A 26,619-nucleotide genomic window follows, 5' to 3' on the forward strand; every position below is an offset into this window, starting at 1 on the left:
GATCGTATTCGGCTGGCGATCGGTCAGCCGTATTCTCTGGGAGGAGAAACATCGTGACAAACCTGCAGGATGTCTATGTCCAATCCGATGCGCTCGGCGTTGCGGAACTGGTGCAGCGTGGCGAAGTCTCGCCGCTGGAAGTGATCGAGACCGCCATCACGCTGATCGAACAGCTCAACCCCAGGCTCAACGCGGTTGTCCACCAGCTCTATGACATGGGGCGAGCGACCGCGGTGAACGTCGACCGCAACGCACCCTTCGCAGGCGTTCCGTTCCTGGCCAAGGAACTCGGCAGTTCGTGGCAGGGCGCACCGCTGACCAACTCGTCATCCTATATGAAGGATCTGGTGGCACAGGCGGATTCCGAGACGGTGCGCCGCGCCAAGGCAGCGGGTCTCGTCCTGGTCGGCAAGTCGAATGCCCCTGAAAACGGCTGGTCGATCTCGACCGAGCCGAAACTCTACGGCGCGACCATCAATCCGTGGAAGGAGGGCATTACCGCCGGTGGTTCCAGCGGCGGCACGGCGGCGGCGGTGGCGTCACGTTTGGTGCAGATCAGCGAGGCCAGCGACGGTGCCGGTTCCATCCGCATTCCCGCATCCTGCTGCGGCATCGTCGGCCTGAAACCCTCACGCGGTCGCGTCACCCTCGCTCCCGACGGCGACTTCTGGTACGGCGGTGCCTATTTCCTGTGCCATTCGCGCACGGTGCGTGACACCGCAGCCTATCTCGACGCCGTGGCGGGCGCGTTGCCAGGCGACGCCTATGTGCCGCCGAGACCTGCTGAAAGCTGGCTGGAACTGTCACGGCGCGCGCCGAAGCGGCTGCGTGTTGGTTACACGATCACCTCCAACAACGGCACGCCTGTCGATCCGCAGGTGCAGGCAGCCGTGCTGGCCACGGCCAGGGCGTTGGAAAGCCTCAGGCACGATGTCGAAGAGCACGATATGGCGCTCGACGGCAATGACGCGTGGAGCACCTACTGCCATATGGGACCAGTCGAGACGGCGGCGATGTTCGAAACCCTGGCCGAGGCTATCGGCCGACCCGTCACGCGTGGCGATGTCGAGCCGATCACCTGGGCCGTGATCGAACGCGGTCGATCGATCAGCGGTATCGAGCACGTGCGCGACGTCGAAAAGCTGCGCCGGCTCAGCCGCGCGATCGCGCAGGACCTTTCGCCCTACGATATCTATGTCACGCCGACGCTGACGCAGCTGCCTCGCCCTATGGGGTATTACGACATGTCGATGGCCGATCTCGACCGTTACAATGCAAAATGGGCGGATGCCGGCTTCGCCTATCCATTCAACATTTCCGGTCTGCCGGCGATCTCGCTGCCGCTCGGCTGGTCGCAGGACGGCATTCCGATCGGCGTGCAGCTTGTCGGCCGCTATGGCGACGAGGCTTCGGTGCTCGCCGTCTCAAGCCAGCTCGAAGAGGCGATGCCCTGGAAGGACAAGCGCCCGCCGATCACTGCATGAGGTGGAGGTCGCGACCGCACCTTCGTTGAGTCTGGTCATCGAAGCTCCAATCCTGACACATTTCGAACCTATGTTCGGACACACCATACGGCCGTCAGGCGCCGTTAAACCGCTGTCGTGGTTACATAACGAAAGCCTGAAATGAACCGTGATCGGGTTCCTATTGCGGTGCAACATACCGGACCCTAATTTGCGGCCGTCTTGGTGAGCGGCAGGGGCGAACAAAGACAGGCGCGCGCGGAAATCCTGAAAGGATCACCGCCGTGACCGGTTCCGATTGGAGTACGGTTTGGTACCGGCGGAGATCGCTCTAGAGCAATTCCAGCAAAAGTGCGCAGCGTTTTCGCGGCTGGAATTGCGTAAAAACAAAGGGCCAGAGCGCTTCCGCGTTTCCGTGAAAAACGGAAACGTTCCAGTGGCGCTCGTGTCGCGAAAACCCGTTCGTTTCGTAGCGATGCGCATGGTTCTGCCCACAGGAGCCAGCGTCGCCGCATGAGCAGCATCACTGGACGCCTCGTCAAGGGAAGCATGTGGCTCAGCCTGTCCAGGGCGATCGTCAACGCTCTGGCGACGCTCTCGACCTTCGTGCTGGCTTGGTATCTGACGCCCGCCGATTTCGGCCTCGTGGCACTGGCCACGACGATGCTGCTGATCGTCGACACGGTCACCCAGATTTCGCTTTCCGAAGCGCTCATCCGCCACAAGGCGCCGGATGAATCGCATTTCAGCGCGGCCTGGACACTGAATGCCTCGCGCGGGCTGCTGCTTGGCCTGTTGTTCGCGGTTTTCGCCTATCCGGCGGCGCTCCTGTTCAACGAGCCACGGCTTACCGGCGTCATGCTGGCGCTTGGCGTCAGCATCCTCCTGGGCGGCCTCATCAATCCGCGCCGGATCATGCTGCAGCGCGACCTGATCTTCTGGCAGGAGTTCGTGCTCGCGGTCTCGCAGAAGCTGACGGGTTTCGTTGCGGCGGTGGCGATTGCCATGATCTATCACAGCTATTGGGCGCTGGTGATCGGAACGCTGGTGAGCCAGGCCACCAACGTGGTGGTTTCCTACATGGTGCTGCCGTTCCGGCCGAGGATCACCTTCCGCCATATGAAGGAGTTCTTTTCGTTCTCGGCCTGGCTCACCGCGGGCCAGATCGTGAATACGCTCAATTGGCGCTTTGACTATCTGCTCGTCGGCAAGATGCTCGGTGGCTCCGCCCTCGGCTATTATTCGCTGGGCAGCAATCTGGCGATGATGCCGACGCGCGAAGCGACCATGCCGCTGACGCAGACGATCTATCCCGGGTTCGCCAGCATCCGCCACGATCCGGCGCGCCTCGCCGCCGCCTATCAGCGCGTGCAGGCGCTGGTCGCGGCGATCGCGCTTCCGGCCGGTATAGGCGTCGCGGTGATCGCTGACCCGCTGGTCCGGCTGACGCTTGGCGAGAAATGGGCGCCGGTGATCTTCATCATCCAGGCACTTGCCTCCGTGTTCGCTTTGCAGACTCTCGGTTCGCTGGTGCAGCCACTCGGCATGGCCAAGGGCGAGACGCGGCTTTTGTTCATCCGTGACGCGCAGATGCTGCTGGTGCGCGTTCCGGTGATGGTGGTCGGACTGGTCATGGCCGGCCTGCCCGGGGTGATCATCGGTCGCGTGTTCACAGGTCTGTTCAGCGCGCTGGTCAACATGATCCTGGTGCGCCGTTTCATCGGCGTCAGCGTATCGAAGCAGCTTTGGGCAAATGTACGCGCACTTGCCAGCATCGCGCTGATGGCTGCCGGCGTCGCGGTGGCGTCACACTATCTGGATTACACAACCGACAAGGTCGAACTCGCCAAGCAACTGGTGGTTCTGGTCAGCCTTGGAGGCTTTTTGTACTGCGCTTCCACCTTCATGCTCTGGATGCTGATGGGACGGCCCGAGGGGCCAGAGACCGAGATCCAGAAAATCCTGGGCAAGATCTATTCGAAAGTCCGCCCCGCCTGACGAAACGCGGTGGCCGCACGTGGCCGCCCAAAAGCCAGATCGAGACATCCCAGATGGAGACGTCCATGACACCGAAATCAAACCTGGTCCTGATCAAGGAACTGCAGGACAGGATTCATGACTGCCTCAAGGACTATCTGTCGGTCGAAGAGCCGATGGCGATCCTCGATTTTCCGGACATCCGCAACTGCGGCGATTCCGCGATCTGGCTGGGTGAGATGGCCTATTTGAAGGATCGCTTCGGCGGCAAACGGCCAGCCTATGTCTCGCGCATCGATGATTTTTCGGCGGAAGAGCTGGAGCAGGCGATGCCCAGTGGACCGATCTTCATCCATGGCGGCGGCAATTTCGGCGATATCTGGGTCGCACACCAGGATTTCCGCGAGCGGATCCTCGAGCGTTTTCCGAACCGCCAGATCATCCAGTTTCCGCAGTCGATCCACTACGCGTCGCCCGAGCGTATCGCGGAAAGCGCACGCGCTATCGCGCGGCACAGGAATTTCGTGCTGCTGGTGCGTGACGAGGAGTCCAGAGAGTTCGCCGAGAAATACTTCGACTGCCAGGTTCGCCTCTGCCCGGACATGGCTTTCGCCATTGGCGCCATCAAGCCGGCTGCCGCCGAGTTTCCGGTGCTGGCCATGCTGCGCTCCGACAAGGAGAAGGCAGGCGATGCCGATCTCTCGGCCGATGGCGATATTCCGGTAGAGGACTGGACGAGCGAATCCGCGCGAAGCGTGCGCGTTTCCAAGGCGATCGGTGCGGCATCCGGTTTGCTGACGTTGAAACCCGGCGAGGTACGGCTGCGCAAGCTCGACGCGGCGGCGCACAACCGCTTCCAGCGTGGCATCCGCCAGATCTCGCGCGGGCAGGCCATCGTTACCGACCGCCTGCATGTCCATATCTGCTCGCTGCTGATCGGACGCCCGCACGCCGTGCTGGACAACAGCTATGGCAAGGTGCGGCGTTTCATGAACGCCTTCTCGGGCGGAACCGATCTCTCCTACAAGGCAACGTCGCTCGACGATGGTATCGCGTGGGCGCGCAGCCAGGCAGGGCAGAGGATCGCCGCATGAGGTCGCCGGCTTCGCACGGAGGCACGCTGCGATGAGCCTCGTTACCTTCATCATCCCCGTCCGGCATCAGGACAACGCCCGCGACTGGGGGCTGCTCAAGGCGAACCTCACCCAGACCGTGGCGTCGATCTCGAACCAGACCGACAGCGATTGGCAAGGGATCATCGTGGCCAACGAAGGAGCGGACCTGCCCGATCTGCCGCAGGGCTTCAGTGTCGTGCGCGTGACATTCCCGCCGAATGTCCTGCACGAGATCGACAAGGCCAACATCGAAGACGTCTACGACGCTTTCCGCGCCGACAAGGGACGGCGGGTGCTGATGGGCATGCTGGCGGCGCGCGACAGCGGCTTCTTCATGATCGTGGACGACGACGATTTCGTCAGCGCCCGTATCGTTGAACATGTCGCCAGAAATCGAAACGCGAATGGCTGGACGATCGACAAGGGCTACATCTGGGACGACGGTGGCAAGATCCTGCTGGGATATGACGACTTCAGCCATCTGTGCGGAACCTCGCTGATCATCCGTGCTGCCCTCTACGGCTTGCCAGAACGTTTCGAGGATGCGTCCCTGGACTGGATCAAGTCGATGCTGGGCAGCCATGTCCGCATCGCCGACATCCTGGCCAAAAATGGTACATCGCTGACACCGCTGCCGTTCCGTGGCGCTGTCTACCGCGTCGGCCATGCCGGATCGCACAGCAAGGCGCCCAGCCTGCTGGTCAAATATTTCCTGAGCTGGGAAGCCCTGAAGCGGCCGAGGCGCCTGCTGCGCAACATGGGTAAACTTCGCTTTCTCGATGATGGCGCAAGGCGGGAGTTCTTTGGGCGGGCCGCGTAGCGCCTGGTCCTCGTGACGTACCACTTCACCGCTTGCGGCGGAGTGTATAAACCGGGGCGAACAATCCTGGGCCGTGCGTGTCGAACTATCCGCTTTCCTACAAGCTCTCCTGGCTGCCGCGTTTCCTGAAACCGTCGCTGCGTGGCGATGCGAAGGATTTCGGACCGGCGGCGGCGGACCTTTTGCTACCTCGACCAGACAGGACCGTGCGACTCGCCTTCATCGGAGATGTCTCGGCCGTCGCCTCCAGCCGGGCGCCGATATGTGATCCAGCGCTGAAGGCGCTGCTCGGTTCCGCCGATCTGGTGATCGGCAATTGCGAAAGCCCGATCGTCCGACATGTGCGGGCGCGGCTTGGCACGTGGCTCGGCACGCATCATGCCATGAAAGAGGCCTTCCTGGCCGAGGCGATGGCTGCAGTCGGCATCGAGCGCGAGCGGCTGGTGCTCTCGCTGGCCAACAACCACATGCTCGACCAGGGTGTCGAGGGTTTCACCGAGACGGTCGGGGCGTTGCAGCGGCTCGGGATCCGGATCATCGGTACGGCAGACGGCGGCCCCGTGCAGAGGATCAAGGCGGACGGTCTCACCATCGGTTTCGCGGCCTTCACGGTCTGGCGAAACGCTGCCGAAGCATTGTTTTCGGGTCGTGTGTCCACGGAAGCCAACCCCGGGCGCTGGCCTGCAGGCAGCCTGGCGGGCGTGGATCTCTTATGCGCTGTACCGCACTGGGGCTGGGAATTCCGGCATTTTCCGCAACCGGAAACCGTAGCGCTGGCACGACGGCTGGTCGAATACGGGTTCGGGCTGGTTGTCGGGCATCACGCGCATGTCCTGCAGCCGGTGAAGCAGATCGGGCGGGTGCCTGTTGCTTATGGGGTGGGTGACTTCCTGGGTACTGCCCTGGCTCGGCAGCCTTGGCCGGGGCGTATCGGCGGGATCTTTACCGTCGATGTAAGCGCTGAACCGGAGAGCCTCGGCAAGGTCGCGGCGTACCGGATGCATCCGTTTGTCCGGCTGCGCGACAGCGGCCGCGAGCGGCTGGTAACGGTGACAGATCTTACCAGGACACTGCGTGCTCGCGTGGAAGAGAGGCTGGCTTCGGTTCTGGGAACTGCTCAGCCGTAGCGCAGTTTCATGGCGACGATGGCTGCAACCAGCATGAAGGTGAAGCCATTGGCGAGGATGACCGGCCATGAGCCGATCAAAATGCCATAGAGCGCCCACAGCAGGATGCCGAAGGCGAGGACGCCGGTAGTGACAAGTGAGATGTCGCCGGCGCGACGCTCGCGGGCGATCTTGGCGACTTGCGGAATCCATCCGACCGTCGTGATGAAAGCAGCGACCGCGCCGATAATTTCGATCGAGGGGTGCAAGACGTAAACTTTCAGAAAGATCGGCCGGGAGCGCCGATTGAACCGGTCCAATATGCCAGAATGCGCGATTCTTGGGAAGAGAGGTGCGAACTGAACCGAAGAAGAATTGGGCTCATCGCAGGGTATCAAGGTAAAAATGTCCCGGGTGTGTGATTTTTGCCCTAACCAGCTGAAGGAGAACGGAAAACGGCGTTTCGCTGCCGAGAAACCACCCCTTAAGCCTATGATTTCGTTTGGCAAAGTTACCCAATGTGATTTGGGGCTGGTGCTCTGGGTTCCTTAATTTCAGTTGTCCCGTCGTTTTCGCAACGCTGCAGCTGATGGTGTGGAGCCGACCGGGACGCTTCCGACCCCAAAAACGGAGCTCTGACCATGAACAAAATCAAGATGCTTGCCGCGACCGCTTCCGTCGCGCTGTTTGTGTTGGCTGGCCCAGCCCATGCCGCGACTGTGCAAGGCACGATCAAATCGATCGACCCGGATACCAAGTCGTTCACCCTTGATGACGGCAAGATCTATCAGCTTCCGGCGGAGACCACGGTCGACAAACTCAAGGTGGGTATCAAGGTGGCGGTGACCGTCGACGACAAGACAGGCATCGTGACGTCGATCGTCAAGTCATCCTGAGACCGACGCGAAGGCGTTTCTTCCCAACCAGTGTATCATTCGGAGAAAGCCGGCCGACGGGCCGGCTTTCTTGCGTCTCCCGGCCATCGGCCAAGCCGTCGCGGTATGGTCTTTGCAAAAGGCCCGCGCTATCGGTTGGAAAACGAGGGGGGAGCATGGCCGAGCAAGGCATGGGGAAACGTCAAGGCGGCTGGCGGCCTAGCCGACGACTGTTGCTCGGTGCGGCGGTGGTTGGCGGTGCAGTTTTGTGGGGTGGAAACACGGTAGCCCGGCTGATGCGCAACCCGTCCTCGGCGAAGGATGCCGGACGCATCACCGACGTGGATGGCCATGCCTTGCCCCTCACACCTATGGAAAATGCGCCGATCCATGATGCCAGCCTGACCTGGCTGACCAAAGGCGGAACCGTGAACGACGCCAGCGGGCTTTCACGCACACCCGTCTACGGCATGGTCGAAGTGAGCAGCGAAAAAGACGTAGCGGAAGCACTGACGTTTGCGCGTGCCAGTGGCCTGAAGGTCTCAATGGCGGCGGTGCGGCATTCGATGGGCGGTCATGCCTTCGACGACAACGCCGTTGTCCTCGACATGCGCAAGTTCAACGCCGTCTCGGTCGATGCGGCAGCAAAGACGATGACGGTGCAGCCCGGCGCCACCTGGCACGACATCCAGAACATCCTGCATCCGCGTTTCGCGGTGAAGGCGATGCAGTCGACGGATATCTTTTCCGTCGGCGGCTCGCTGTCGGTCAATGCACACGGCATGGACCATCAGGCCGGTTCGGTTGCCGGTTCGATCCGGTCGCTGCGCGTCATGCTGGCTGATGGCTCGGTGCTGACGTGTTCGGCGTCTGAGAATACCGACCTGTTTCGCCATGTCGTCGGCGGCTACGGACTGTTCGGTGTGGTCCTGGAAGCAACGCTCGACATCGTCGACAACGCTGTCTACCGCACCAGCCGTGAAATCATAAAATCGGAGGAATTTCCGCGGTTCTTCAGCGAGGTCCTGGAGCCCAACCGCGAGATCGGCCTGTTCTACGGCCACCTGTCGACGGCACCGGGAAATTTCCTGGAGGACATGATCGTCTATCGCTACGAAAAGGTGGCCGAGCAGCCCCCTGGAGACCAGCCGCCGATCGGCGAACCCGGCGCGGTCGGTGTCAAGCGCCTGATCATGAACCTGGCGAAATGGGGCGCACCGTTCCAGGAACTGAAATGGTTCACCGAGAAGACGCTGGAGCCACGCTTTGAAAGCTGTACGGTGGCGCGAACAGCGGCGATGGGCGAGGGCGAGGCCTGCCTGGTGACCCGCAACAATCCGATGCACGATTCCGTGCCATACCTGTTCAATGATCTGGCCGGCGAAACCGATATCCTGCACGAATATTTCGTGCCGCGCGCGGCCTACAATGCCTATATCGCCGAGGTGCGTGCGATCCTGCACAACCAGCCCTTGCCGGTGCTGAACGCGTCGGTGCGGGTGGTGCACAAGGAAGACATCGCGCTGAACTATGCGCCGCAGCCTGCCTTCTCTCTTGTGCTCTACATCAACCAGCCGGCATCCGAGCAAGGCAGTGCGCAGATGCGGCAACTGACGCGCGCACTGATCGACGTGACCATCCGATATGGCGGTCGTCTCTTCCTGCCCTATCAGTTGCACTATACCGGTGCGCAGTTGCTGGCATCCTATCCGGAACTGCCGCTCTTCCTGGCACGCAAGCGCAGCTACGACCCGAACGAGCTGTTCTCCTCGACCTTCTATCGCGCCTTGAAGGCACTCAGCCCCACAGCCTGATGCAACGGAGAATTGGGATGCGTTACGGAGCGAAGATGGCAGGTGTCATTGCCGTCATGCTTGCCTCGGCCCCCGCGGTTTCGGAAGATCTCAAGGCCTACAAACTCACCATCGACGGCGTCTCTGTCGACATCGATCCCGGTGAGGATGCGACCGTGACCCTGCCGAACGGCAAGGACGCGCGGGTCAAGCTGGAGCGCAATGCGTTCGCGACGTTCAGCAGCAAGAGTTTTTCCTTCGTGCACCCGAGCACGGTGACGGTGACAAAAACCAATCTCTCCAAGGGAGTCGACCAGCACCTGATGGCCTCGGCGGTCGGCTCGATGGTCATCATCCAGGAATATTCCGACATGAACCCGGTCATGCTCAACCAGTTCATGCTGCAGGAGATCACCAAGGAATCGGTGCGGGCAGGCGGAAAGCTCACGCAGAAAGCCGGTTCGCGCAAGCTTGCCGACGGCAAGGTGCTGAAGGGACTGACGGCCACGGTGAAGTCCAGCACCGACCAGGTTGCCTATGAGGTGATGAGCTACGGAACCGCGGACCAGGGTGTGGTGGTGATCACCAGTCTGGACGATGACAACGCCGCAGCCGACCGGCCGATGATCGACAGGTTCTGGCAGAGCCTGAAACTCCGCATGGGTGGGTAGACTGTGGTCACCACCCACCTTGCAGTTGCGCTGAAAGCCAGCCGGCAGAGCGTTTCAGGATCATGGCGGTGTTCGAAACGGTCCGATCCAGTCTGGTCTTGACCAGCGTGTAGCCACTCTCCGTACGGTAGAGGGTGGCATCGCTGCCCTCGACATCGGGTTCACGGGCTTCCGTCCTGATTTCGATCGCCGCTACGGGGCGCGGGCCGACCGGATTTTCCGGTCGATGCAGGCCAAGTGCGGCGATTTCATCATCGAGCGCAGTCGACGCGACTTTTGGCGGAGCGGCTGAAACGGTGATCGCCGTTTGCGGCTGGACGGTCCGGCATATGCCGGAGACCACCGGATAGCTGAAACCCTTGCGGTGGCGCAGCATCTGGTTTTTCATCGCAGCCTCACAGTCGGCTACGGTCGACCATTTGGCTGGTGTTTCGCCGATATATTCACACAGCTTTGCGTCGCAGTCGCATCCCACGATGGTCATGGCGACAAGTGCGGTCTTGATCACGGCTCAGCCCCTCGAAATCAGAGGCAGGATCGCTCAGCAACACGGCGGGATTTCGCTGCGATTGTGAAATCAGCGTGGCGGAAAGTGTCAATAATCGTAGACGTGCTCCAGTCTTGCCCCGCTCTTGATCAGAGCGGGAACGACCGTATGGAGCTTGCGCACGGCGACGACGAGGCCGGTGCGACGCAGCGCCTGGTCGGCTGGCAGCGGGTAGGCGAACAACTCGCGGGCGCCTTCAGGAACGGCAACCGGGCTATTGGACAGAACCGTGGCCATGATCTCGTCATTGCCGCCGATCTCGACGAAGGAAATGCCCTTCTCGATCAAACGCGGGATCATCTCCGTGAAGACCTGATAGCGCTTGGTGATGAAGACGGCGCCCTCGGCACCATGATCGCGTTCCAGCAAGGTGTCAGGTTCGCCGCGCGTCGCCTCGCCGACCGGTCCCCTGGCCCAGACATGGATGTCGAGCATTGCAGGATCGGAGGTGGCGGCAAGCGCCTGTTTGATCAGATCCGCATAGCCCTGCTTGATCGTGTCGGCGAGACCGAAGGCGAGCTTGCGTTCGTTTGGGCGCACCGCACCGTCATTGGCGGCGGGCTCGACGGCCAACAGACCCGAGCGTTTTTCGGCATAGGGGAATTGATACCAAGGAACCTGATCGAGGAAGGCGGCATAGTCAGCCGCCACCCTGGCCTGGTAGGCATCGGCCGCCGTGCGATGGCCACCGATCGCTTCCGTGACGCGGCCTGCCGTGTTCTCGTATGCCCACTGGATCGCGTGCTCGATCGTGTGGCTGGTGCCGATGACCGCAAGCATCTGATGGTTTTGCCAGTTGAGCGGGTAGGCGGAACTGGCGCGGATGACCATCGCATAGTCCTGCCAGAAGCGACCGATATAGGACCAGTAGGGAAAGCCGCTCGGCGGATTGTCCTTCACATAGCCGGCATATTCGCGCGCCGCATAGACGATCGCCCATTCCGGATAGGTAAGGAAGGTCGATTCCTCCGGCCGCTGGTAGCCGGGGATCTCGGCGCGTGCCTTTTCGGCCAATTCCCTCGGTGGGGCACCTTCGGCAATGCCGGGCAGGGGGGTGGTATCAAGGGCCGGGGTGGTGAGCCAACCATAGGTCAGGCCCAGGATCGGGATGAGCAGGACGGTAACGACCAGCCAGACGATCGCCTTGAGGATGCGTTTCAGCCAACGCAGCACGAACATGGCTCAGGCCGTTGCGAAGTGGTCGTGTACGCGTTTGGCCAGTCCGAAGCCGATGTAGACGGCAATGCCTCCGATCAGGATATGCGGCAGGTTGGCGAAGAAGCGTGCCGGAAACTCGATGTCGCTGAAGGAGCGGAAGCCATTTATGAAGATGCCGCCGTCGAGGCAGCCGGAGCCGGTGACGAGGCCGAGGATGCCGTCGAAAAGATAAACCGCGCCGAACAGCTTGAAGTAAAATACCGACTGGCGGTGGGAGATGAAAGCGGCGACCGCCGCCCAGACACCCGAGAAGGCGTGCAGCAGATCATCGTACCACTGCAAGGAGAAGAGGCCGAAGAGGTAACCGTTGGCATCGTTGAAGGCCGGAACATATCCGATCGCCACAACGGCGAAGAACAGCACGGCATAAGCCAGGGCGAGTTTCTGAATCAGCGTCATGGAAGGTCCCTCTCTCCTCGAATGACGAGGGGACGATAGCCGATTCCGTTCCTGTGTGCAGCCGTGGCGCGTTGGGGCACGCAGCGGCCATGCCAGCAACCGGAGCTTCTGGAAATCGCGATCGTGAAGCTGACCCCAAAAACAGTTGGCGCCGGGATCTCTCCCAGCGCCTCCCTGTCAGACCAGGACCAGTCAGCGGCGGCAATTTCCGAAGGACATTGCACCTGCCGGCCTTGATTTTGACGACCCGTCCGTCTGCTTCCCCGAAGGGCTGCATCCATCCGGATCACGTCGGTCTCGACCCTTGCGGGTTTCGGTCGACGTGCCATCGAAGGTCTTGCCCGGCCTTCATGGCTCGCATCGGTCCGCCGTTGGCGTTCGCACGCTTTCCGCGGCCCGGCACATCGCGGCTCTCGATTTCGCAACGAGCAAGCCCGTTGCTGATCTGCGCGGTGCAGGCCTCAGGAGTTCCGCGTGGTTGCCGTTGTCTTTCGACCGTTCAATCCGTGGCCGCCTGAGATGAATTAACCATACGCCCGATCACCGGGATGCGGAACCACAGACGGCCTGTGAATACTGGGGTTATCGGGAATAACGTGTGGTAAAAGGGGTTTTTTCGGGTAAACGGGACGGTTTTGCCCAAGCCGCGAACTTGCGTGCAACCGCCTCCACCCTTGCCGAGTTCTGAGTGAGACGCTTTTATACGGGTAGGACCACCGCAAGGGGAGACGCGGTTGAAGGTCGGCATCATTCTCAATCCCATTGCCGGCGACGGTCGGCTGAAGCGCGACTGGGCTGATGTCGCCAGCGCGCTCGAACGGCATCTCGGTCGCTTCGAAATGCGTGAGACATTGGCGGAAGGCGACGCAGAACGCCTGGCGATCGAATTCGCGGCCGAGGGATACGATCTGGTCATTGCCGCTGGCGGTGACGGTACAGCCTCCGAAACCGCCGATGGCCTGCTTCAGGCGGCAAGGGAGGGGTATGATCACGCCGCACTCAGTCTGCTCGCCTGTGGTACTGGATCGGATTTCGCGCGCGGTCTCGGCATGCCGGACGACGTCGACGCGGTGCTCGAGCGGATCGCTGCTTGCGAAATACGGATGATCGATGTCGGGCGCATCTCCTACATCGATGATCACGGCGCCTTGGCCAGCCGGCATTTCATCAACATTGCCAGTCTCGGCCTGTCCGGTCATGTCGATCGCGCGGTGAATGCGGACAGGCGCAAAGGACGTATCCCGGCGAAGGTTCTGTTTTTGTGGCGCACGGTCACGGAGTTCTTCAACTACCATTTCGACGACGTCGTGGTCACCATCGATGACGGAGAACCGATCGCGGGACGTGTCGCCCTGGTGGCGATTGCCAACGGTCCCTTCTTCGGCGGCGGCATGATGATCGCGCCGGATGCCTCGCTGGACGACGGGCAGTTCGACATCATCATCCTGCGCGCCGGGGGCAAGGTCGCGCTCATGCGGGATATCCGTCTGCTTTACACCGGCCGGCACCGGAACCATCCTGCGGTCACCATCCTGCGCGGCAGGAAGGTCCTGGTCGAGCCGGCGGTCGGTGCTTTCGACAACAGTGCCCTGGTCGATATCGACGGCGAGGCGCCGGGCCGGGTCCCGGCGGAATTCGAGATCATGCCCCGTGCCTTGAAGCTGAGGTGCTGATTCAATTCCTTCGCATCTTGAATCAGCTTCCTTTCGGACTGATTCCTAAGATTGCAGCAAAATGCTGAAATTGCTAGGTTTTTTATTCTATCTTGTGGGTCGTCATGGGAACAAAGGATCTGGTGCCATCTCCAAATGCAGTTGCTTGCCATTCCAGGGATGTGCCTCGCAGACCGCTTCATCGAGCTCAACGCCGAGGCCGGGTTCCTTCGATGGAATGACCCAGCCGTCCTGCCATTCGATCTTCTTCCTGAGCAAGGTGGCGTGGAAACCGTCCCATTGCTTCAGGGATTCCAGGATAAGGAAATTCGGCAGTGTTGCAGCAAGCTGGATGTTGGCAGCGCCCACGATCGGCCCGCAATAGCAATGCGGCGCGATCTGGATGTGATAGGCCTCGGCCATCGCCGCGATCTTCTTGGTCTCGAGAATGCCGCCGGAACGGCCGAGGTCTGGTTGCAGGATGGTGGCGGCACGGTTTTCGATGACGCGTGCAAATTCGACTTGGTGGTCAGCCGCTCGCCGGTGGCTATCGGGATCGACGTGCCGCGCGCCACCTGCGCCATCACTTCCGGCATATCAGGCGGCACCGGTTCCTCGAACCAGAGTGGGTCATATGGCTCGATGGCGCGGGCCATGCGAAGCGCGCCGGAAGCCGTGAACTGGCCGTGGGTGCCGAACAGGATATCCGCTCGCGTGCCGACCGCCTCGCGGATCGCCTTGATCATGCGGGCTGAGAGGTCGATGTCGAGGAGGCGCGGCTGATGGCCGTCGAAGGCTGTGTAGGGACCGGCGGGGTCGAGCTTCACGGCGTTGAAGCCCTGATCGACGTAAAGTGCCGCACATTCAGCAGCGAGATCGGGATCGTTGTAGACATTGCGACCGCGGGCGTCCTCCGAATGGACGCTGCCTTCATGCGGGTAGAGGTAGGTATAAGAACGCAGCTTTTCGTGTACCTGGCCGCCGAGCAGCTTGTAGACCGGCTTGTCGGCCTCCTTGCCTATGATGTCCCAGCAGGCCATTTCGAGTGCAGAGAAACAGCCCATGCCTGAGACGTCCGGGCGCTGGGTGAAACCCGACGAATAGCAGCGGCGGAAGAAACTTTCGACATCGTGCGGGTCACGGCCGATCAGGTAGCGTTCGGCCATGTCTTCGATCATGCGGGCCGTGACGTGTCCCGAGAAGGTGGCGTTGTAGGCTTCGCCATAGCCGACGACATTGGAATCGGTCGTCAGTTTGACGAAGATGAAATATTTGCCGCCGATGCCAGGTGGCGGATTGCCGACAACCCAGGTCTTTATGTCGGTGACTTTCATCGATTGTCCTCCAGAACCATTTCAGCGCCCTTCCACCCCGTCATGATCGAGGCGGCGTTGGTGTTGCCGGCGATGTTGTCGGGAAAGATCGACGCGTCGATGACGCGCAGACCGCTAATGCCATGGACCTTCAGGCGCGGATCGACCACGGCATGGGCGGGATCCGGCCCCATGCGGCAGGTCGATACGGGGTGATAGACGGTACCGGAACGCTTCCTGAAATCCTGAATCAGGTCTGCATCGGAAGTGATTGAAGGTCCAGGCAAAACCTCTTCCGCGATGACGTCGGCGAGCGCCGGTTGTGTTGCGATCCGGCGCAGGAATTTCACCGCGTCGAGCATTTCCGACACGTCCTCGTTGGTCGAAAAAGCGTTGGGGGTGATCGTGGGATGTTCGAGTGGATTCTTCGAGCGGATCATGATTTCGCCGCGACTGGATGGACGGCAATTGGAAAGGCCGATGGAGAAGCCAGGCCATGGGTCCGGGGAGAGGATCGGCCGCTCGCCGGATTTCGGCAGCACGGTGGAAAAGGCCTGGAAGTAGAGTTGCATGTTCGGACGCGGCTGATCCGGATCGGTGCGGAAGAAACCACCGCCCTGGTTCATCGACATCGACAGCGGGCCGGAGCGCAGCACAAGATAGTGCAGGCCAACCAGAAGCTTGCCCCACCAGGGCCGCAGGATCTGGTTGAGGGTCGGCCATTTGGCTTTCCAGGTGTAGTTGATGCCCTGGTGGTCCTGGAGATTTCGGCCGACATTTTCCGACTGCTGCACGAGCGGAATGCCGAGGCTGGACAACAGGCCGGCCGGGCCTATGCCCGAGAGCTGGAGAAGCTGCGGCGAGTTGATCGAGCCGCCGGACAAAATCACTTCCCGACCGGCGCGCGCGGTTCTGATTTCGCCGTTCTGGACATATTCGATGCCGATCGCGCGCCTGCCATCGAACAGGATCTTCGTCGCCAGCGCATGTGTTTCGACGCGAACGTTGGCGCGTTTCATGGCGGGACGGAGGAAACCGCGTGCCGTCGACATGCGCCGGCCATTCCTGGTCGTGATCTGGTAGATGCCGACGCCTTCCTGGCTTTTGCCGTTGAAGTCGTCATTGGCAGGCAGGCCGGCCTGTTCGGCAGCCTTCAGGTAGCGCATCGTCAACCGATGGACACGGGAACGGTTGTCGGTGACGTGGATCGGGCCACCACGACCGCGCCACTGGTTCCCGCCCGCCTCGTTGTCTTCGATCGCCTTGAAGATCGGGAGGACGTCGTCATAACCCCAGCCAGGGTTGCCGGCAGCTGCCCAGGCATCGAAATCCTCGCGGGCGCCGCGGATCCAGACCATGGCGTTGATGGAGCTCGATCCGCCCAGGATCTTGCCACGTGGCCAATGATCGGCATTGCCGGCAAGGCCGGGATCTGGCTCGGTCCTGTAATTCCAGTTCACTGCAGGGTCGAAGAAGGTCTTGCCGTAGCCCAATGGCATCTGCACGAAGAAACGCCGGTCGCTGCCACCGGCTTCCAGGACCAGCACCGTAAAACGTCCCGATGCCGAAAGCTTCTCCGCTACGACCGAGCCAGCCGACCCGGAACCGACGACGATAAAATCATAAGTCTGCATGGCGAATGGCGGTGCCCGGTCTGCTTTCTTAGAGCGCCGCGCGTCCATTCGGACGCGCAAAGGACGCTCTGACATTTTGAATCCACGCATCGCGCTTTCCGAAAATCGATTTCGATTTTCGGGCCGATGCGTTGGTCAGACTAGCTGTCGCATTCGTCGCTATCACCGGCACTTCCGGCATGCGGTGTGAGAAAAACGACCACAGCGGCGGGCTGTTCATTTCCCGCAACAACGGTGTGCATGATCGTTGGCGTTGACGCTTCACCGGCGCGCGGCTACGGCATCATGACATTCGGCACGAGGGATTTTCGCATGGTGCACTACGCGGACGGAAAACCGAACGGCGACCTGACGCTGCGGACACTTGCGATGCCTTCAGACGCCAATGCGGCTGGCGATATTTTCGGCGGCTGGGTGATGGCGCAGATGGATCTGGCCTGCGGTATCCGGGCTGCCGAGCGCGCCAAGGGCAGGGTGGTAACCGCGGCAGTGAAGGAGATGTCCTTCGCCAAGCCGATGAAGATCGGCGACACGCTCTGCATCTATACGGTCGTGGAGCGCGTCGGCCGCACCTCCATGACGCTGAAGGTCGAGGCCTGGGCGCAACGCTACCTCTCCGACCTCATGGAGATGGTGACGCATGCCGACTTCGTCATGGTTGCGCTTGACGGCGAAGGCAAGCCAAAGCCCATACCTGCCGAATGATCCTGCAGCGCAATTCCAGGAAAAGTGTGTAGCGGTTTTCCGTTCGGAATTGCGTAAAACAAGTGCGTCAGGCCGCTGCCTTGACGCCGTCGAAACGGGCGCGGGCAGCACTGACGCGGCCGGCATTGGTGATGGCCCATTCGGCCAGCCCCTTCACTGGTATCAATAGTTCACGGCCAAGGTCGGTCAGCTCGTAGTCAACCCGTGGTGGAATGGTCGGGAACACGGTGCGCGTGACGAAACCGTCGCGCTCCAGGCTGCGCAGCGTCGTCGTCAGCATTTTCTGGGAGATGTTGCCGATGCAATGCTTCAATTCGTTGAAGCGTTGCGGGCCTTCGCCAAGATTTTGGACGACCAGCAACGACCATTTGTCGCCGATGCGCTGCAGGATATCGCTGACTGCCAGACAGTCGCCGGTGACGTGGGGGTGCCTCGGTTTCAAAAAAGTGCCTCCTTGCCAATCGAGTTGACAGTATCAGATATAGCGTCGGTATCCAAATGATACTCCCAATTCGTCCCTGCAAGGAGTCTCCGATGTCAAAACCCAAGATCGCCGTCGTGATTGGTTCGACGCGCGCAACCCGTTTCGCCGACGTGCCGGCGGAATGGATCGCCAAACTCGCCGCCAGGCACGGCGAGTGGGACGTCGAACTTGTCGATCTGCGCGACTATCCGATGCCGTTCTTCGATGAGCCCGCATCCTCGCTCTGGGCGCCGTCCAGGAACGAGATTGCGCAGCGCTGGCAGAAGAAAGTCGATGAATTCGATGCATTCATCTTCACGGCCAGCGAATACACACACGGGCCGAGTGCCGTGCTCAAGAATGCGCTCGATTACGCCTATACCGAATGGAACAAGAAGCCTGTCGGCTTCGTGGGATATGGCGGTGTCGGCGGTGCCCGCTCGATAGAACAGCTGCGCCTCAACGCGATCGAGCTGCAGATGGTGCCTGTGCGCACCGCGGTCCATATCGTCTGGGCGGACTACATGGCCGTGAAGGGCGGCACAAAGCTGTCGGAGCTCGAACACATCAACCAGGCTGCGGAAGACATGCTGAACCAGCTGTCCTGGTACACGCTAGCGCTGAAGGCAGCGCGCGACGCCGATCTGGCGACGGCTGACGTCGAAGCCGCCTGAGCTTGATCTTTCATGCAAAGGCGGCTCGCCGCCTTTGCATCTCCAAGGTTCAGATCTAGCGCGCAGTACCTTGCTGCCCGCCGGCGAGCCGCGCCGCGATGACCTTGTCGATGCGGCGACCATCGAGATCGACCACCTCGAAGCGCCAGCCCTGTGCATCGACCGTCTCGCCGGTGGTCGGCAGATGGGCAAGATGCGACAGGAGGTAGCCGGCAACGGTCTCGTAGTCGCGGTCTTCGGGCAGGTCGAAGCCGAGCAGGTCGGCCATCTCGTCGGCCGGCATGTAGCCAGCGAGCAGCCAGGAGCCATCCTCGCGCTGGACGGCGCTCTCCTCTTCGTCACCGGCGTCGAGATCGGAGCGAAACACACCGGTGATCGCTTCCAGGATGTCGGCCGGTGTGACGATGCCTTCGAAATGGCCGTATTCGTCGTGCACGAGCGCCATCGGCACTTCGGATTCACGCAAGGTTGCGAGTACGTCCAGCGCATCCGCCTGATCGTGCACGATGGGCGCGGTCTTGACATGCTTGCGCGGATCGAGTGCACGGCCCGCGAGCAAGGCAGCCAGAACGTCTCTCGTCTGCACGACGCCGATCATGGCGTCGACGCTTTCGCCTGCAGGCAGGCGCGAGTGCTGCGTTTCCATCAGAAGTTTGCGGATCGCCGTGTCGTCGGCCTGGAGGTTGATCCAGTCGACATCGGTGCGTGGCGTCATCACGGCACGCACAGCGCGGTCGCCCAGACGCATCACACCGGCAATCATGCGGCGCTCGTCCGACTCGATCGTGCCGTGGTGTTCGGCTTCGGCTACCAGCATCTTGATCTCTTCGTCGGTGACCTTTTCCTCGCTTTCGCCGCGAAAGCCGAGCAGCCACAGAACGGCGCGGCCGGAGATGTCGAGCACGAAAACAATGGGAGCTGCGATCTTGGCGAGCACCGCCATGAACGGCGCGGCACGAGAGGCAACACGCTCGGGGTCTCGCAAGGCGATCTGCTTCGGCACCAGTTCGCCGACGATCAGCGAGGCATAGGTGATGATCGCCACGACGATGCCGACACCGACGGGGTTGGCGAAACGCGGGCCGACACCGGAATCGGCCAGGAAATCGGCGAGGCGCTCGCCCAGCGTAGCGCCCGAAAAAGCACCCGACAGAATACCCACCAGCGTGATGCCGATCTGGACGGAAGACAGGAATTTGCCTGGATTGGCGCCGAGCTCCAGCGCGCGCGCCGCACCGCTGACATGGCGGTCGATCATCGCCTTGAGCCTCGCCGGACGGGCAGAGACGATGGCGAGTTCGGACATTGCCAAAAGGCCGTTCACGCAGATGAGAGCGACCACGATAGCGATTTCAGCGTAAAGCATGCGCGCTCAATAGCATCCCGCCTGCCACTTCGGAAAGCGGCGGCAGGCGTTTTGTCCAAAGCGTATTGAACTTTGATCGAGTGCGCGACCTCAGCGACAGGCGCGATAGCCGTTCCTGCGGTTCTTGATGTCGAAATGGAAGTGGTTGCGGTGATCGTAGTTGTAGCCGGGGCCGAGCACGGTGGTGAAGTAGTCGCAGCCGTCAGATCGCACCGAATCGAGGAAACCGCTGGTGCGGAAGGCGAACCAGCCGGGCTTGCGCACGTCGATGTCCTCACCGTTGTTGAGTTCGATACTCATTACGTCGAGCGCGTTACCCTTGCCGTGTTCGGACAGCACGCCTTCGCCGGCAATCCTGCGGCAGGAATAGCTCGATCCCTGGCGGATGGTCTTTACACCGGAGAGATAACGCCAGCGCGCTGTCGGCACCAGCTCGCGCTTGGTCCAGGCGGCAAAGGTCGCGGCCATGTTGCAGGTCAGCGTCGCTGCCGGCTTCATCTGGACACTGCCGATCGCCGTGACCTTGACCGGATGTGCTATCCCGCACTGTCCCTCACGGATAGGGGAGAGATCGGTGTAGGCGACGTCGAGCCGCTTCAGTTCGTTGCGGCAGTCGATCTCCTCCGAGGACAGCTGCTCCACGGGAGACATCGGTTCGTCCATGCGCGGATAGGCTGCCGTCATGTAGGGGTTGGATGGTACCAGGGTTTGCATCCCGGACAATTCCGGTGCTGCCGGCGCCATCCTTGGCACTGCAGACGTCGTTGAGCCGACATCGACGGCGGGCTTCAGTTCGAAAACATCGCCGGTCGTGCAGGCAGCGACCGTCGCCAGAATGCTCAGCGCAGCAAGTCGCCTTGTCGCGGCCCATGGTTCGCGCCTGGGTCGCCCGGCGATGAAAGTTACTCCGGCCATCGTTCTTCCCGTCCCTCGGGCAAGCCCCTCGAGCCAAGGCCGTTTTACGCCTCAAGGGTAAAGGAAAGCTCAGCAGTGCGGTTTACGGCTGTGTTGGAAATGCGGCGGAGAAGCTATTGGCAGAAGGTGCCGCCATTCTTGCGCGGGGCGAGGTCGAGATGCAGGTGCAGGGCATGGTCGGCGTCGCTGCCGGGGCCCAGCACCGTCTTGAACGGTCCGCAGGCTGCCTTGCGGATCAGGTCGATCAGCTTCGCCTGCGGCGGCGATGAAGTCTTGCCGATCTCGACGGTGGTGCCGTCCGCGAGTGTGAACGCGGCAATGTCCAGGGCATTGCCGAAGGCATGCTCTGAAAGCTTGGAACTGCCGTTGCGAGGGCGACAGACATAGCCGGATGCCTGCGAGATCGATTTCAACTCCTGGCCGAGTTCGGCTTTTGCAGCAGGCGCAACCACATCCTTGACGAAGCGGGACATGGTTTCGGCCATCGCGCAGTCAAGTTCGACATCCGGTGTGACTTCGACAGCCTGTCCCAGCTTCTTCAGCATCAGCGGATAGGGCAGCGAGCAGCCAAGCACATCGTCGTGCTTTGCCTTTGCCTCTTCGAATTCCGCGCCAAGCGTTTTCAGCCGTTCACGACATGCGGTTTCCTCCGCAGGCATTTTCTCAACGGGTGAGATGCCGGAGCGAGGATCGGACAACGGCTTCGTGGCTGCGGGTTTTTTCCAGTCCGGAGGCAATTCGGGACCCTGAAACGGTTTGCGGCCTTCCTGCTCTTTCACAGCCTTGTCATGGGCTGCGTCGGGCCGTGTCTGCGGCAAGGGCACATCGGCGGGGGCAGGGGTTTCAGGAGGGGCTGGCGCGATTTCGCCCATGTCCCTGCGAAGGGCTTCGGGGAGCGGCGCCGTTGCGGGCAGACTTGGGGATCTTGCCGAGGCAGGGTTGCCGTCGAATGAGGCGACGGCACCCAGAAGCGCGATTCCGATTGCCGCCAGCGGCCGTTTCAACAGCGTCATGAAACGCAAACGACGACTGTTAGCTTTGGTTGCCTGGCGCCGGGAACTCTTCGTTCACAATGGGTTACGGCATTGTTGCAGAAGGCTCGCGCCGGTAATGGACAAATGCAGTTGACTGGTACGGCGGGTGGCCTGAAATGGACATCCCTCCTTTTGCCGGATTTTCCCGATGTCGCTGATTCTCTCGCCTCGCGTCCTGCCGATCCTCATGCTCATCGCTTCGAATGTGTTCATGACGTTTGCCTGGTACGGACATCTGAAATTCAAGAGCTCGCCGATCTGGATTGCCGTCATGGGCAGCTGGCTGATCGCCTTTTTCGAATACTGGCTGGCCGTGCCGGCGAACCGTATCGGCAACCAGGTCTATTCGGCTGCCGAGCTGAAAACGATGCAGGAGGTGATCACGCTCACCGTGTTTGCCGTGTTCTCGGTGCTCTATCTCAAGGAGACACTGACCTGGAACCATGCCATCGGCTTTGCGCTGATTGCCGGTGGTGCAGCTTTCATCTTCAAGGGGTAGATTGCGGCCATGGCGGGATGAAATCGGGCGCGCCCGGCGTTATCCTGTCATTGACAGGCCAGGAGGAGTTCCCCATGCACAAGCGACTTCTGATCCACGCGGCGGCCGTTCTCGTCGCCATACCGTTCGCCACCGTCCAGGTTCAGGCTGCCGGTGGCGGTAGTGACACACCCAGTCCGACCGTCACCAAATGCAAGAAGGGCGAGGTCTACGATACCAAGTCCAAGAAGTGCGCGCCGCCCAAGCAAGGCATGCTGGACGACGACAACATCTACGAGGCAGGGCACGATCTGGCGATGGCCGGCCGCTATGACGAGGCGATCGCGGTCCTGACGCTCGCCTCGAACAAGAAGGATCCGCGCATCCTCAACTATCTCGGATATTCGCATCGCAAGTCCGGTCGCATCGTCGTCGGCCTCGGCTATTATGAGGAGGCGCTGCGGCAGAACCCGGACTATACGCTGGTGCGCGAATATCTGGGCGAAGCACGCCTGCAGATGGGCGACGTCGCCGGTGCGCGCGAACAGCTGAGCGAGATCGAAAAGCGTACGGGCAAGCAATCGCGTGAATACGGCATGCTGTCCGAGCAGATCGACCATTACGACAGAAGCTGAGAGCCAACCTGGTGGTTTCAGGGGAGTGAGGCCAGAAGTCGCGGTCGGCAGAACCTGCCGATACGGGAGCTCGCGCACCGCTTTTTTGAGATGAAAATCGGCTAGAGATTGCTATATTACGGGAATCTGAGGTGAGACGGTTCCGTCAGCCAGAAGCTGCCGGGCCGTTTTCTTTTTGTACCCAGCGACAGGGTTGGTCCCGCTTCAGGGGCCGGCAGGAAAAGGTGAGATGATGAACAAAGTGCCGATGACAGGCGGAGGTTTCGAGGCTCTCAAGGAAGAGCTGCGCTGGCGCCAGCAAGAAGAGCGGCCGCGCATCATCGAAGCGATCTCCGAGGCACGTTCGCATGGCGACCTTTCGGAAAACGCCGAGTATCACGCCGCCAAGGAGCAGCAGAGCCTCAACGAGGGCCGCATCAGCGAACTCGAGGATCTGGTAGCGCGTGCTGAAGTCATCGACGTCTCCAAACTCTCCGGCAGCACCATCAAGTTCGGCGCCACCGTCGTCCTGGTCGATGAAGACACCGAAGAGAAGAAGACTTATCAGATCGTCGGCGACCAGGAAGCAGACGTGAAGGCTGGCCGGATTTCGATTTCTTCACCGATCGCCCGCGCCCTCATCGGCAAAGGTGTCGGCGACGCCATTGAAGTCAATGCACCCGGTGGGGCTCGCGGCTATGAAATCGTGAAGGTCCAGTTCGTCTAGCCCTGTCGGCATTCGAGGTCGGGCCTTCATCCAGGCGCAGCCGCCCCATCGTCTATCTGCCCTTCAGTCTCAGCAAAGCCATCGCCTCGGCGACTGCGGCCTGTGGCGTCACAGGCTGGTCGCCGTGAGTGACGAGGGTCGAGGCGTATTGCCCGCGTGGACCGGTGAGGCCCGGCTCCGTCGTCAGGAAAATCGCAACTGTGGGCAAGCCGAATGCGGCTGCCAGATGGGTGAGGCCGGTATCGGCGCCGATGACCAGCGTGGAGCGGCCGATCAGACCGGCGACCTCCACCAATGGTGATTTCGGTACCACCAGCGTTGCCGGCACGGCCTTGCCGACCGCTTCGGCCACGGCACGTTCCTTTTCGTTCGACCAGGTCGTGACCGGCGTAAATCCCCGCCCGACCAGAAGCTCGGCTGTGGCGATCCACTCCTGAACCGGCCACTTCTTGTCCTCGCGGCTGGTGCCGTGCAGCAAGGTCGCGACCCGTCCGGTCGGGATCGGCGAATGGCCGGAGGGTACAGCGATGCCGGAATCGAGTATCGACAGGTCAGGCTCGTAGCCGAGAGCCAGCGCGAACAGGCGTCGCGTGCGCTCGATGGCGTGCAGATCGCGCGGGACGCCGTAGCGCTGATCGTAGAAGAGCGCGGCGGAAGGTTCGCGCGCGCTCGCCCTGTCGAAACCGGCAATCGGCGCGCCGGCGAATTTCGCCACGAAGGCTGATTTCAGCAATCCCTGCGCATCCAGTACCAGGTCATAGTGCGCAGCACGCAAGGCATCGCGCAGGGCGCGGCCTTCGCGCCATGTGGCCGGTGAGGCGAGTTGCCTGCGCCAGCGTCGCAGCGCAACCTTGTGGATCGTGCCGATCGCCGGATGCAACGCCACGATGCTGGCGAAAGGTTCTTCCACACACCAGTCGAAGCTGATGTTCGCGCGGGCGCGCAGGGCATCCTGAACGGCTGGGAAGGTATGGATGACATCGCCCATCGACGAGGTCTTGACGATGAGGACCTTCATGCTGCCGTCGCTTGTTCCATCAGGCGATCGGCTGCCTGGACGACACGTTCGACATCGAGCGTGTTGAGGCAGTTCATGTGGCCGAGCGGACAGACCTTCTTGTGGCAGGGCGAGCAGGAAAGCTGCAGCCACACCAGCTCGCGTTTTTCAGCGAGCGGCGGCGTGTTCTCCGGCGATGTCGAGCCGTAGACGGCAACGATCGGCGTGCCGACGGCTGCAGCGACATGCATCAGGCCGCTGTCGTTGGACACAGCGAGCTTCGCCGCGGCGATGACGTCGATGGCGTCTTCCAGGCGGGTCTTGCCGGCAAGGTCGACGCAGCCAGGTGCCAGTGCGGCGATTTCTGCCGTCACCGCGCTGTCGTTCTTCGAGCCGAAGAGCACGACCTTCAATCCCTGCGCCATCATCGCGCGGGCAAAGCCGGCATAGGACGCGCTTGGCCAGCGTTTGGCCGGGCCGAATTCCGCTCCCGGCATCATCGCCACGAACCTGCCCGGCTGGAGATCGTTTCGCGCAAGCAGTTCGGCCTGGTTCGCGCCGTCAACGGTCAGCCTCGGAGCCTGGAAAGTGCCGCCACGTGCCAGGGAAAAGAAGCCGTAGGCGGTACGCCGCTTTTCCTTCTTGGGTTGCCCGACAATGTCGGTGAGCAGGCCGTAGCGCATTTCGCGCAAATGGCCGACGCGTTTCGGAATCCGGGCAAAAAACGGGATCAGTGCCGATTTCAGGCTGCCTGGCAGCACGTAGGCCATGTCGTAGCGGCCCTTCAGCATGCGGCCGTATCTACGTCGAACGCCAAGTTCCAGCTTGCCGGACGGCACCGGCATTTCGATCTGCTGGCGAACCTCCGGCATGCGCCCGACCAGCGGCGCGGCCCATGCCGGCGCCATGACGTCGATGCCGGCATTCGGATAAAGCTCCTTCAACGCCGAGAACAGGCATTGCGCCATGACCATGTCGCCCACCCAGCGGGGGCCGATCACGAGGATCGTCGGGCTTTCAGCCATTCGACATAGTCTTTCACGCCGGTTTCCACATCGCGGAACTGTCCGTTGTAGCCGGCAGCACGCAGGCGGGACATATCAGCTTGGGTGAAGCTCTGGTAGCTGCCCTTCAGGTGGTCGGGGAAGTCGATATATTCGATGCTGCCCTTGCCGAGCGATGCGATGACGGTTTCGGCGATGGCACGGAACGGCTGGGCACGGCCGGTGCCGCAGTTGAAGATGCCGCTGGCGCCACGCTTCCAGAGCCAGAGATTGACGTCGGCGACATCGCCGACATGGATGAAGTCACGGCTCTGCTCGCCCGGGCCGAAGCCGTCATAGGCACCGAACAGCTTCGGGTTTTCGCCGCGACCGACCTGATTGAACAGATGGAAGGCGACCGAGGCCATGGTGCCCTTGTGCTGTTCGCGCGGGCCATAAACGTTGAAGTAGCGCAAGCCGGCGACCTGCGAATGGCCGGGGCCGACCACGCGGCGGACATAGTCGTCGAAGAGTTTCTTCGACCAGGCGTAGACGTTGAGCGGCTGCTCGAAGTCCTGCGTCTCCTGGAACACGGAACCACCGCCATAGACCGAGGCCGAGGATGCATAGAGGAACGGCACGCGCTGTTCGAGACAGGCATGCAAAAGGCGCTTGGAATAGGCGAAATTCACTTCCATCATGAATTTGCCATTCCATTCGGTGGTGGTCGAGCAGGCGCCCTGATGGAAAACCGCTTCGATACGGCCGAGCTTGCCGGCCTCGAACGCGGCCGGGAATTCGTCCTTGTCGAGATAGTCGGCGATCCTGAGATCGGCCAGGTTGACGATCTTGTGGCCGTCGGTCAGGTCGTCGACGACAAGGATGTCGTCATGGCCTTCGGCATTGAGCGCGGCGACGATATTAGAGCCGATCATGCCGGCGCCGCCGGTTACGATGATCATCGGGACCTCGAATTGTTGAGCGGATCGCGGTCCTTATAGGAGAGGCAGGGGATCGTGTCGACAAGGGCGGACCGCGTGACGGGCAAGGAACGTCACCGCAGTTGCGCTGCCCAGGTTT

Annotated in this window: 26 protein-coding genes and 1 pseudogene; 14 read left to right on the forward strand and 13 right to left on the reverse strand. The window is 61.5% G+C overall.

The genetic code is table 11. The annotated features are described in order from the left end of the window. Window positions 1-53 precede the first annotated feature (53 nt). From C1M53_RS20160 to C1M53_RS20185, 5 genes are all read left to right on the forward strand, one after another. On the forward strand, window positions 54-1,484 hold the full coding sequence (locus tag C1M53_RS20160) for an amidase (RefSeq protein ID WP_245488221.1): 1,431 nt from the start codon (window positions 54-56) through the stop codon (window positions 1,482-1,484). A 492-nt stretch (window positions 1,485-1,976) separates the two neighbouring features. Further along, window positions 1,977-3,461: a lipopolysaccharide biosynthesis protein gene (locus C1M53_RS20170; RefSeq protein ID WP_129413852.1), complete on the forward strand. Its 1,485-nt coding sequence runs from the start codon at window positions 1,977-1,979 to the stop codon at window positions 3,459-3,461. Window positions 3,462-3,526: 65 nt separating this feature from the next. Next, on the forward strand, window positions 3,527-4,534 hold the full coding sequence (locus C1M53_RS20175; RefSeq protein ID WP_129413853.1) for a polysaccharide pyruvyl transferase family protein: 1,008 nt from the start codon (window positions 3,527-3,529) through the stop codon (window positions 4,532-4,534). A 31-nt stretch (window positions 4,535-4,565) separates the two neighbouring features. Beyond that, window positions 4,566-5,375, forward strand: coding sequence for a galactosyl transferase (locus C1M53_RS20180; protein ID WP_129413854.1), 810 nt, complete (start codon window positions 4,566-4,568; stop codon window positions 5,373-5,375). Window positions 5,376-5,452: 77 nt separating this feature from the next. Then, the gene (locus C1M53_RS20185) at window positions 5,453-6,502 is read left to right on the forward strand and encodes a CapA family protein (RefSeq protein WP_129413855.1); all 1,050 of its coding nucleotides are present in this window, start codon (window positions 5,453-5,455) and stop codon (window positions 6,500-6,502) included. Here C1M53_RS20185 and C1M53_RS20190 read toward each other — a convergent pair. Beyond that, window positions 6,493-6,750: a SemiSWEET transporter gene (locus C1M53_RS20190; protein WP_101939654.1), complete on the reverse strand. Its 258-nt coding sequence runs from the start codon at window positions 6,748-6,750 to the stop codon at window positions 6,493-6,495. The two genes, C1M53_RS20185 and C1M53_RS20190, sit on opposite strands and share 10 nt — an antisense overlap. A gap of 372 nt (window positions 6,751-7,122) precedes the next feature. Between C1M53_RS20190 and C1M53_RS20195 the strand changes: the two genes are divergently transcribed. From C1M53_RS20195 to C1M53_RS20205, 3 genes are all read left to right on the forward strand, one after another. After that, a complete protein-coding gene (locus C1M53_RS20195) occupies window positions 7,123-7,377 on the forward strand; it encodes a DUF1344 domain-containing protein (protein WP_165358192.1) in 255 nt (84 codons plus the stop codon). A 170-nt stretch (window positions 7,378-7,547) separates the two neighbouring features. Then, window positions 7,548-9,170: an FAD-binding oxidoreductase gene (locus tag C1M53_RS20200; protein ID WP_129413856.1), complete on the forward strand. Its 1,623-nt coding sequence runs from the start codon at window positions 7,548-7,550 to the stop codon at window positions 9,168-9,170. 17 nt (window positions 9,171-9,187) lie between these two features. Further along, a complete protein-coding gene (locus C1M53_RS20205; RefSeq protein WP_245488222.1) occupies window positions 9,188-9,820 on the forward strand; it encodes a hypothetical protein in 633 nt (210 codons plus the stop codon). 7 nt (window positions 9,821-9,827) lie between these two features. Here C1M53_RS20205 and C1M53_RS20210 read toward each other — a convergent pair whose 3' ends face one another. The 3 genes from C1M53_RS20210 to C1M53_RS20220 form a co-directional block, all read right to left on the reverse strand. Then, a complete protein-coding gene (locus C1M53_RS20210) occupies window positions 9,828-10,328 on the reverse strand; it encodes a hypothetical protein (protein WP_129413857.1) in 501 nt (166 codons plus the stop codon). 87 nt (window positions 10,329-10,415) lie between these two features. Beyond that, window positions 10,416-11,546 carry a hypothetical protein gene (locus C1M53_RS20215; RefSeq protein WP_129413858.1) on the reverse strand — a complete coding sequence of 377 codons (1,131 nt, stop codon included), beginning with the start codon at window positions 11,544-11,546 and terminating at the stop codon, window positions 10,416-10,418. Window positions 11,547-11,549: 3 nt separating this feature from the next. Next, window positions 11,550-11,984, reverse strand: a complete 435-nt coding sequence (locus C1M53_RS20220) for a hypothetical protein (protein ID WP_129413859.1) — start codon at window positions 11,982-11,984, stop codon at window positions 11,550-11,552. 734 nt (window positions 11,985-12,718) lie between these two features. On the opposite strand from C1M53_RS20220, the gene C1M53_RS20225 reads away from it, so the two are divergent. Next, entirely contained in the window at window positions 12,719-13,657 is a 939-nt protein-coding gene (locus C1M53_RS20225; RefSeq protein WP_129413860.1) for a diacylglycerol kinase family protein, read from the forward strand. 102 nt (window positions 13,658-13,759) lie between these two features. On the opposite strand, the pseudogene C1M53_RS20230 reads toward C1M53_RS20225, so the two are convergent. After that, a pseudogene (locus tag C1M53_RS20230) lies at window positions 13,760-14,970 on the reverse strand (mandelate racemase/muconate lactonizing enzyme family protein). Continuing rightward, window positions 14,967-16,583 carry a GMC family oxidoreductase N-terminal domain-containing protein gene (locus tag C1M53_RS20235; RefSeq protein WP_129413861.1) on the reverse strand — a complete coding sequence of 539 codons (1,617 nt, stop codon included), beginning with the start codon at window positions 16,581-16,583 and terminating at the stop codon, window positions 14,967-14,969. The pseudogene C1M53_RS20230 and the gene C1M53_RS20235 overlap by 4 nt, the downstream one beginning before the upstream one ends. Before the next feature lie 312 nt (window positions 16,584-16,895). Between C1M53_RS20235 and C1M53_RS20240 the strand changes: the two genes are divergently transcribed. Continuing rightward, on the forward strand, window positions 16,896-17,288 hold the full coding sequence (locus C1M53_RS20240; RefSeq protein WP_129416279.1) for an acyl-CoA thioesterase: 393 nt from the start codon (window positions 16,896-16,898) through the stop codon (window positions 17,286-17,288). A 67-nt stretch (window positions 17,289-17,355) separates the two neighbouring features. Here C1M53_RS20240 and C1M53_RS20245 read toward each other — a convergent pair whose 3' ends face one another. Beyond that, window positions 17,356-17,730: a helix-turn-helix domain-containing protein gene (locus C1M53_RS20245; protein ID WP_129413862.1), complete on the reverse strand. Its 375-nt coding sequence runs from the start codon at window positions 17,728-17,730 to the stop codon at window positions 17,356-17,358. A gap of 92 nt (window positions 17,731-17,822) precedes the next feature. Between C1M53_RS20245 and C1M53_RS20250 the strand changes: the two genes are divergently transcribed. After that, window positions 17,823-18,425: an NADPH-dependent FMN reductase gene (locus tag C1M53_RS20250; protein WP_129413863.1), complete on the forward strand. Its 603-nt coding sequence runs from the start codon at window positions 17,823-17,825 to the stop codon at window positions 18,423-18,425. Between the two features lie 55 nt (window positions 18,426-18,480). On the opposite strand, the gene C1M53_RS20255 is transcribed toward C1M53_RS20250, so the two are convergent. The 3 genes from C1M53_RS20255 to C1M53_RS20265 all read right to left on the reverse strand — a co-directional run bounded on the left by C1M53_RS20255 (window position 18,481) and on the right by C1M53_RS20265 (window position 21,719). After that, the gene (locus C1M53_RS20255; RefSeq protein WP_129413864.1) at window positions 18,481-19,791 is read right to left on the reverse strand and encodes a hemolysin family protein; all 1,311 of its coding nucleotides are present in this window, start codon (window positions 19,789-19,791) and stop codon (window positions 18,481-18,483) included. 90 nt (window positions 19,792-19,881) lie between these two features. Beyond that, a complete protein-coding gene (locus C1M53_RS20260; protein WP_129413865.1) occupies window positions 19,882-20,706 on the reverse strand; it encodes an extensin family protein in 825 nt (274 codons plus the stop codon). 113 nt (window positions 20,707-20,819) lie between these two features. After that, the gene (locus tag C1M53_RS20265) at window positions 20,820-21,719 is read right to left on the reverse strand and encodes an extensin family protein (protein ID WP_129413866.1); all 900 of its coding nucleotides are present in this window, start codon (window positions 21,717-21,719) and stop codon (window positions 20,820-20,822) included. Window positions 21,720-21,888: 169 nt separating this feature from the next. Here C1M53_RS20265 and C1M53_RS20270 point away from each other — a divergent pair, with 169 nt between their 5' ends. From C1M53_RS20270 to greA, 3 genes are all read left to right on the forward strand, one after another. Further along, window positions 21,889-22,239 (forward strand): DMT family protein, encoded by a 351-nt coding sequence (locus C1M53_RS20270; RefSeq protein WP_186307079.1) that lies wholly within the window; start codon window positions 21,889-21,891, stop codon window positions 22,237-22,239. A gap of 74 nt (window positions 22,240-22,313) precedes the next feature. Further along, window positions 22,314-22,853 carry a tetratricopeptide repeat protein gene (locus C1M53_RS20275; protein WP_129413867.1) on the forward strand — a complete coding sequence of 180 codons (540 nt, stop codon included), beginning with the start codon at window positions 22,314-22,316 and terminating at the stop codon, window positions 22,851-22,853. Window positions 22,854-23,085: 232 nt separating this feature from the next. Beyond that, on the forward strand, window positions 23,086-23,559 hold the full coding sequence (gene greA, locus C1M53_RS20280) for a transcription elongation factor GreA (protein ID WP_129416281.1): 474 nt from the start codon (window positions 23,086-23,088) through the stop codon (window positions 23,557-23,559). A 52-nt stretch (window positions 23,560-23,611) separates the two neighbouring features. On the opposite strand, the gene waaC is transcribed toward greA, so the two are convergent. From waaC to rfaD, 3 genes are read right to left on the reverse strand one after another with little or no spacing between them, the layout of a single operon-like run. Continuing rightward, the gene (gene waaC, locus C1M53_RS20285; protein ID WP_129413868.1) at window positions 23,612-24,577 is read right to left on the reverse strand and encodes a lipopolysaccharide heptosyltransferase I; all 966 of its coding nucleotides are present in this window, start codon (window positions 24,575-24,577) and stop codon (window positions 23,612-23,614) included. Beyond that, a complete protein-coding gene (gene waaF, locus C1M53_RS20290; RefSeq protein WP_129413869.1) occupies window positions 24,574-25,581 on the reverse strand; it encodes a lipopolysaccharide heptosyltransferase II in 1,008 nt (335 codons plus the stop codon). Before waaF ends, waaC begins: the two co-directional genes overlap by 4 nt. Then, window positions 25,554-26,501, reverse strand: coding sequence for an ADP-glyceromanno-heptose 6-epimerase (rfaD, locus tag C1M53_RS20295; RefSeq protein WP_129413870.1), 948 nt, complete (start codon window positions 26,499-26,501; stop codon window positions 25,554-25,556). The genes waaF and rfaD overlap by 28 nt, the downstream gene beginning before the upstream one ends. Window positions 26,502-26,619 lie beyond the last annotated feature (118 nt).

Source organism: Mesorhizobium sp. Pch-S, from assembly GCF_004136315.1.
Classification (GTDB): domain Bacteria; phylum Pseudomonadota; class Alphaproteobacteria; order Rhizobiales; family Rhizobiaceae; genus Mesorhizobium.

Bases quoted from the DNA above. Each gene is read 5' to 3' on its own strand.
- C1M53_RS20180 (WP_129413854.1), top strand. From the start codon at position 4,566: ATGAGCCTCGTTACCTTCATCATCCCCGTCCGGCATCAGGACAACGCC.
- C1M53_RS20255 (WP_129413864.1), bottom strand. From the start codon at position 19,791: ATGCTTTACGCTGAAATCGCTATCGTGGTCGCTCTCATCTGCGTGAAC.
- waaC (WP_129413868.1), bottom strand. From the start codon at position 24,577: ATGAAGGTCCTCATCGTCAAGACCTCGTCGATGGGCGATGTCATCCAT.
- C1M53_RS20240 (WP_129416279.1), top strand. From the start codon at position 16,896: ATGGTGCACTACGCGGACGGAAAACCGAACGGCGACCTGACGCTGCGG.
- C1M53_RS20235 (WP_129413861.1), bottom strand. From the start codon at position 16,583: ATGCAGACTTATGATTTTATCGTCGTCGGTTCCGGGTCGGCTGGCTCG.
- greA (WP_129416281.1), top strand. From the start codon at position 23,086: ATGAACAAAGTGCCGATGACAGGCGGAGGTTTCGAGGCTCTCAAGGAA.
- C1M53_RS20275 (WP_129413867.1), top strand. From the start codon at position 22,314: ATGCACAAGCGACTTCTGATCCACGCGGCGGCCGTTCTCGTCGCCATA.
- C1M53_RS20200 (WP_129413856.1), top strand. From the start codon at position 7,548: ATGGGGAAACGTCAAGGCGGCTGGCGGCCTAGCCGACGACTGTTGCTC.
- C1M53_RS20260 (WP_129413865.1), bottom strand. From the start codon at position 20,706: ATGGCCGGAGTAACTTTCATCGCCGGGCGACCCAGGCGCGAACCATGG.
- waaF (WP_129413869.1), bottom strand. From the start codon at position 25,581: ATGGCTGAAAGCCCGACGATCCTCGTGATCGGCCCCCGCTGGGTGGGC.
- C1M53_RS20250 (WP_129413863.1), top strand. From the start codon at position 17,823: ATGTCAAAACCCAAGATCGCCGTCGTGATTGGTTCGACGCGCGCAACC.
- rfaD (WP_129413870.1), bottom strand. From the start codon at position 26,501: ATGATCATCGTAACCGGCGGCGCCGGCATGATCGGCTCTAATATCGTC.
- C1M53_RS20270 (WP_186307079.1), top strand. From the start codon at position 21,889: ATGTCGCTGATTCTCTCGCCTCGCGTCCTGCCGATCCTCATGCTCATC.
- C1M53_RS20170 (WP_129413852.1), top strand. From the start codon at position 1,977: ATGAGCAGCATCACTGGACGCCTCGTCAAGGGAAGCATGTGGCTCAGC.
- C1M53_RS20265 (WP_129413866.1), bottom strand. From the start codon at position 21,719: ATGACGCTGTTGAAACGGCCGCTGGCGGCAATCGGAATCGCGCTTCTG.
- C1M53_RS20205 (WP_245488222.1), top strand. From the start codon at position 9,188: ATGCGTTACGGAGCGAAGATGGCAGGTGTCATTGCCGTCATGCTTGCC.
- C1M53_RS20215 (WP_129413858.1), bottom strand. From the start codon at position 11,546: ATGTTCGTGCTGCGTTGGCTGAAACGCATCCTCAAGGCGATCGTCTGG.
- C1M53_RS20175 (WP_129413853.1), top strand. From the start codon at position 3,527: ATGACACCGAAATCAAACCTGGTCCTGATCAAGGAACTGCAGGACAGG.
- C1M53_RS20195 (WP_165358192.1), top strand. From the start codon at position 7,123: ATGAACAAAATCAAGATGCTTGCCGCGACCGCTTCCGTCGCGCTGTTT.
- C1M53_RS20220 (WP_129413859.1), bottom strand. From the start codon at position 11,984: ATGACGCTGATTCAGAAACTCGCCCTGGCTTATGCCGTGCTGTTCTTC.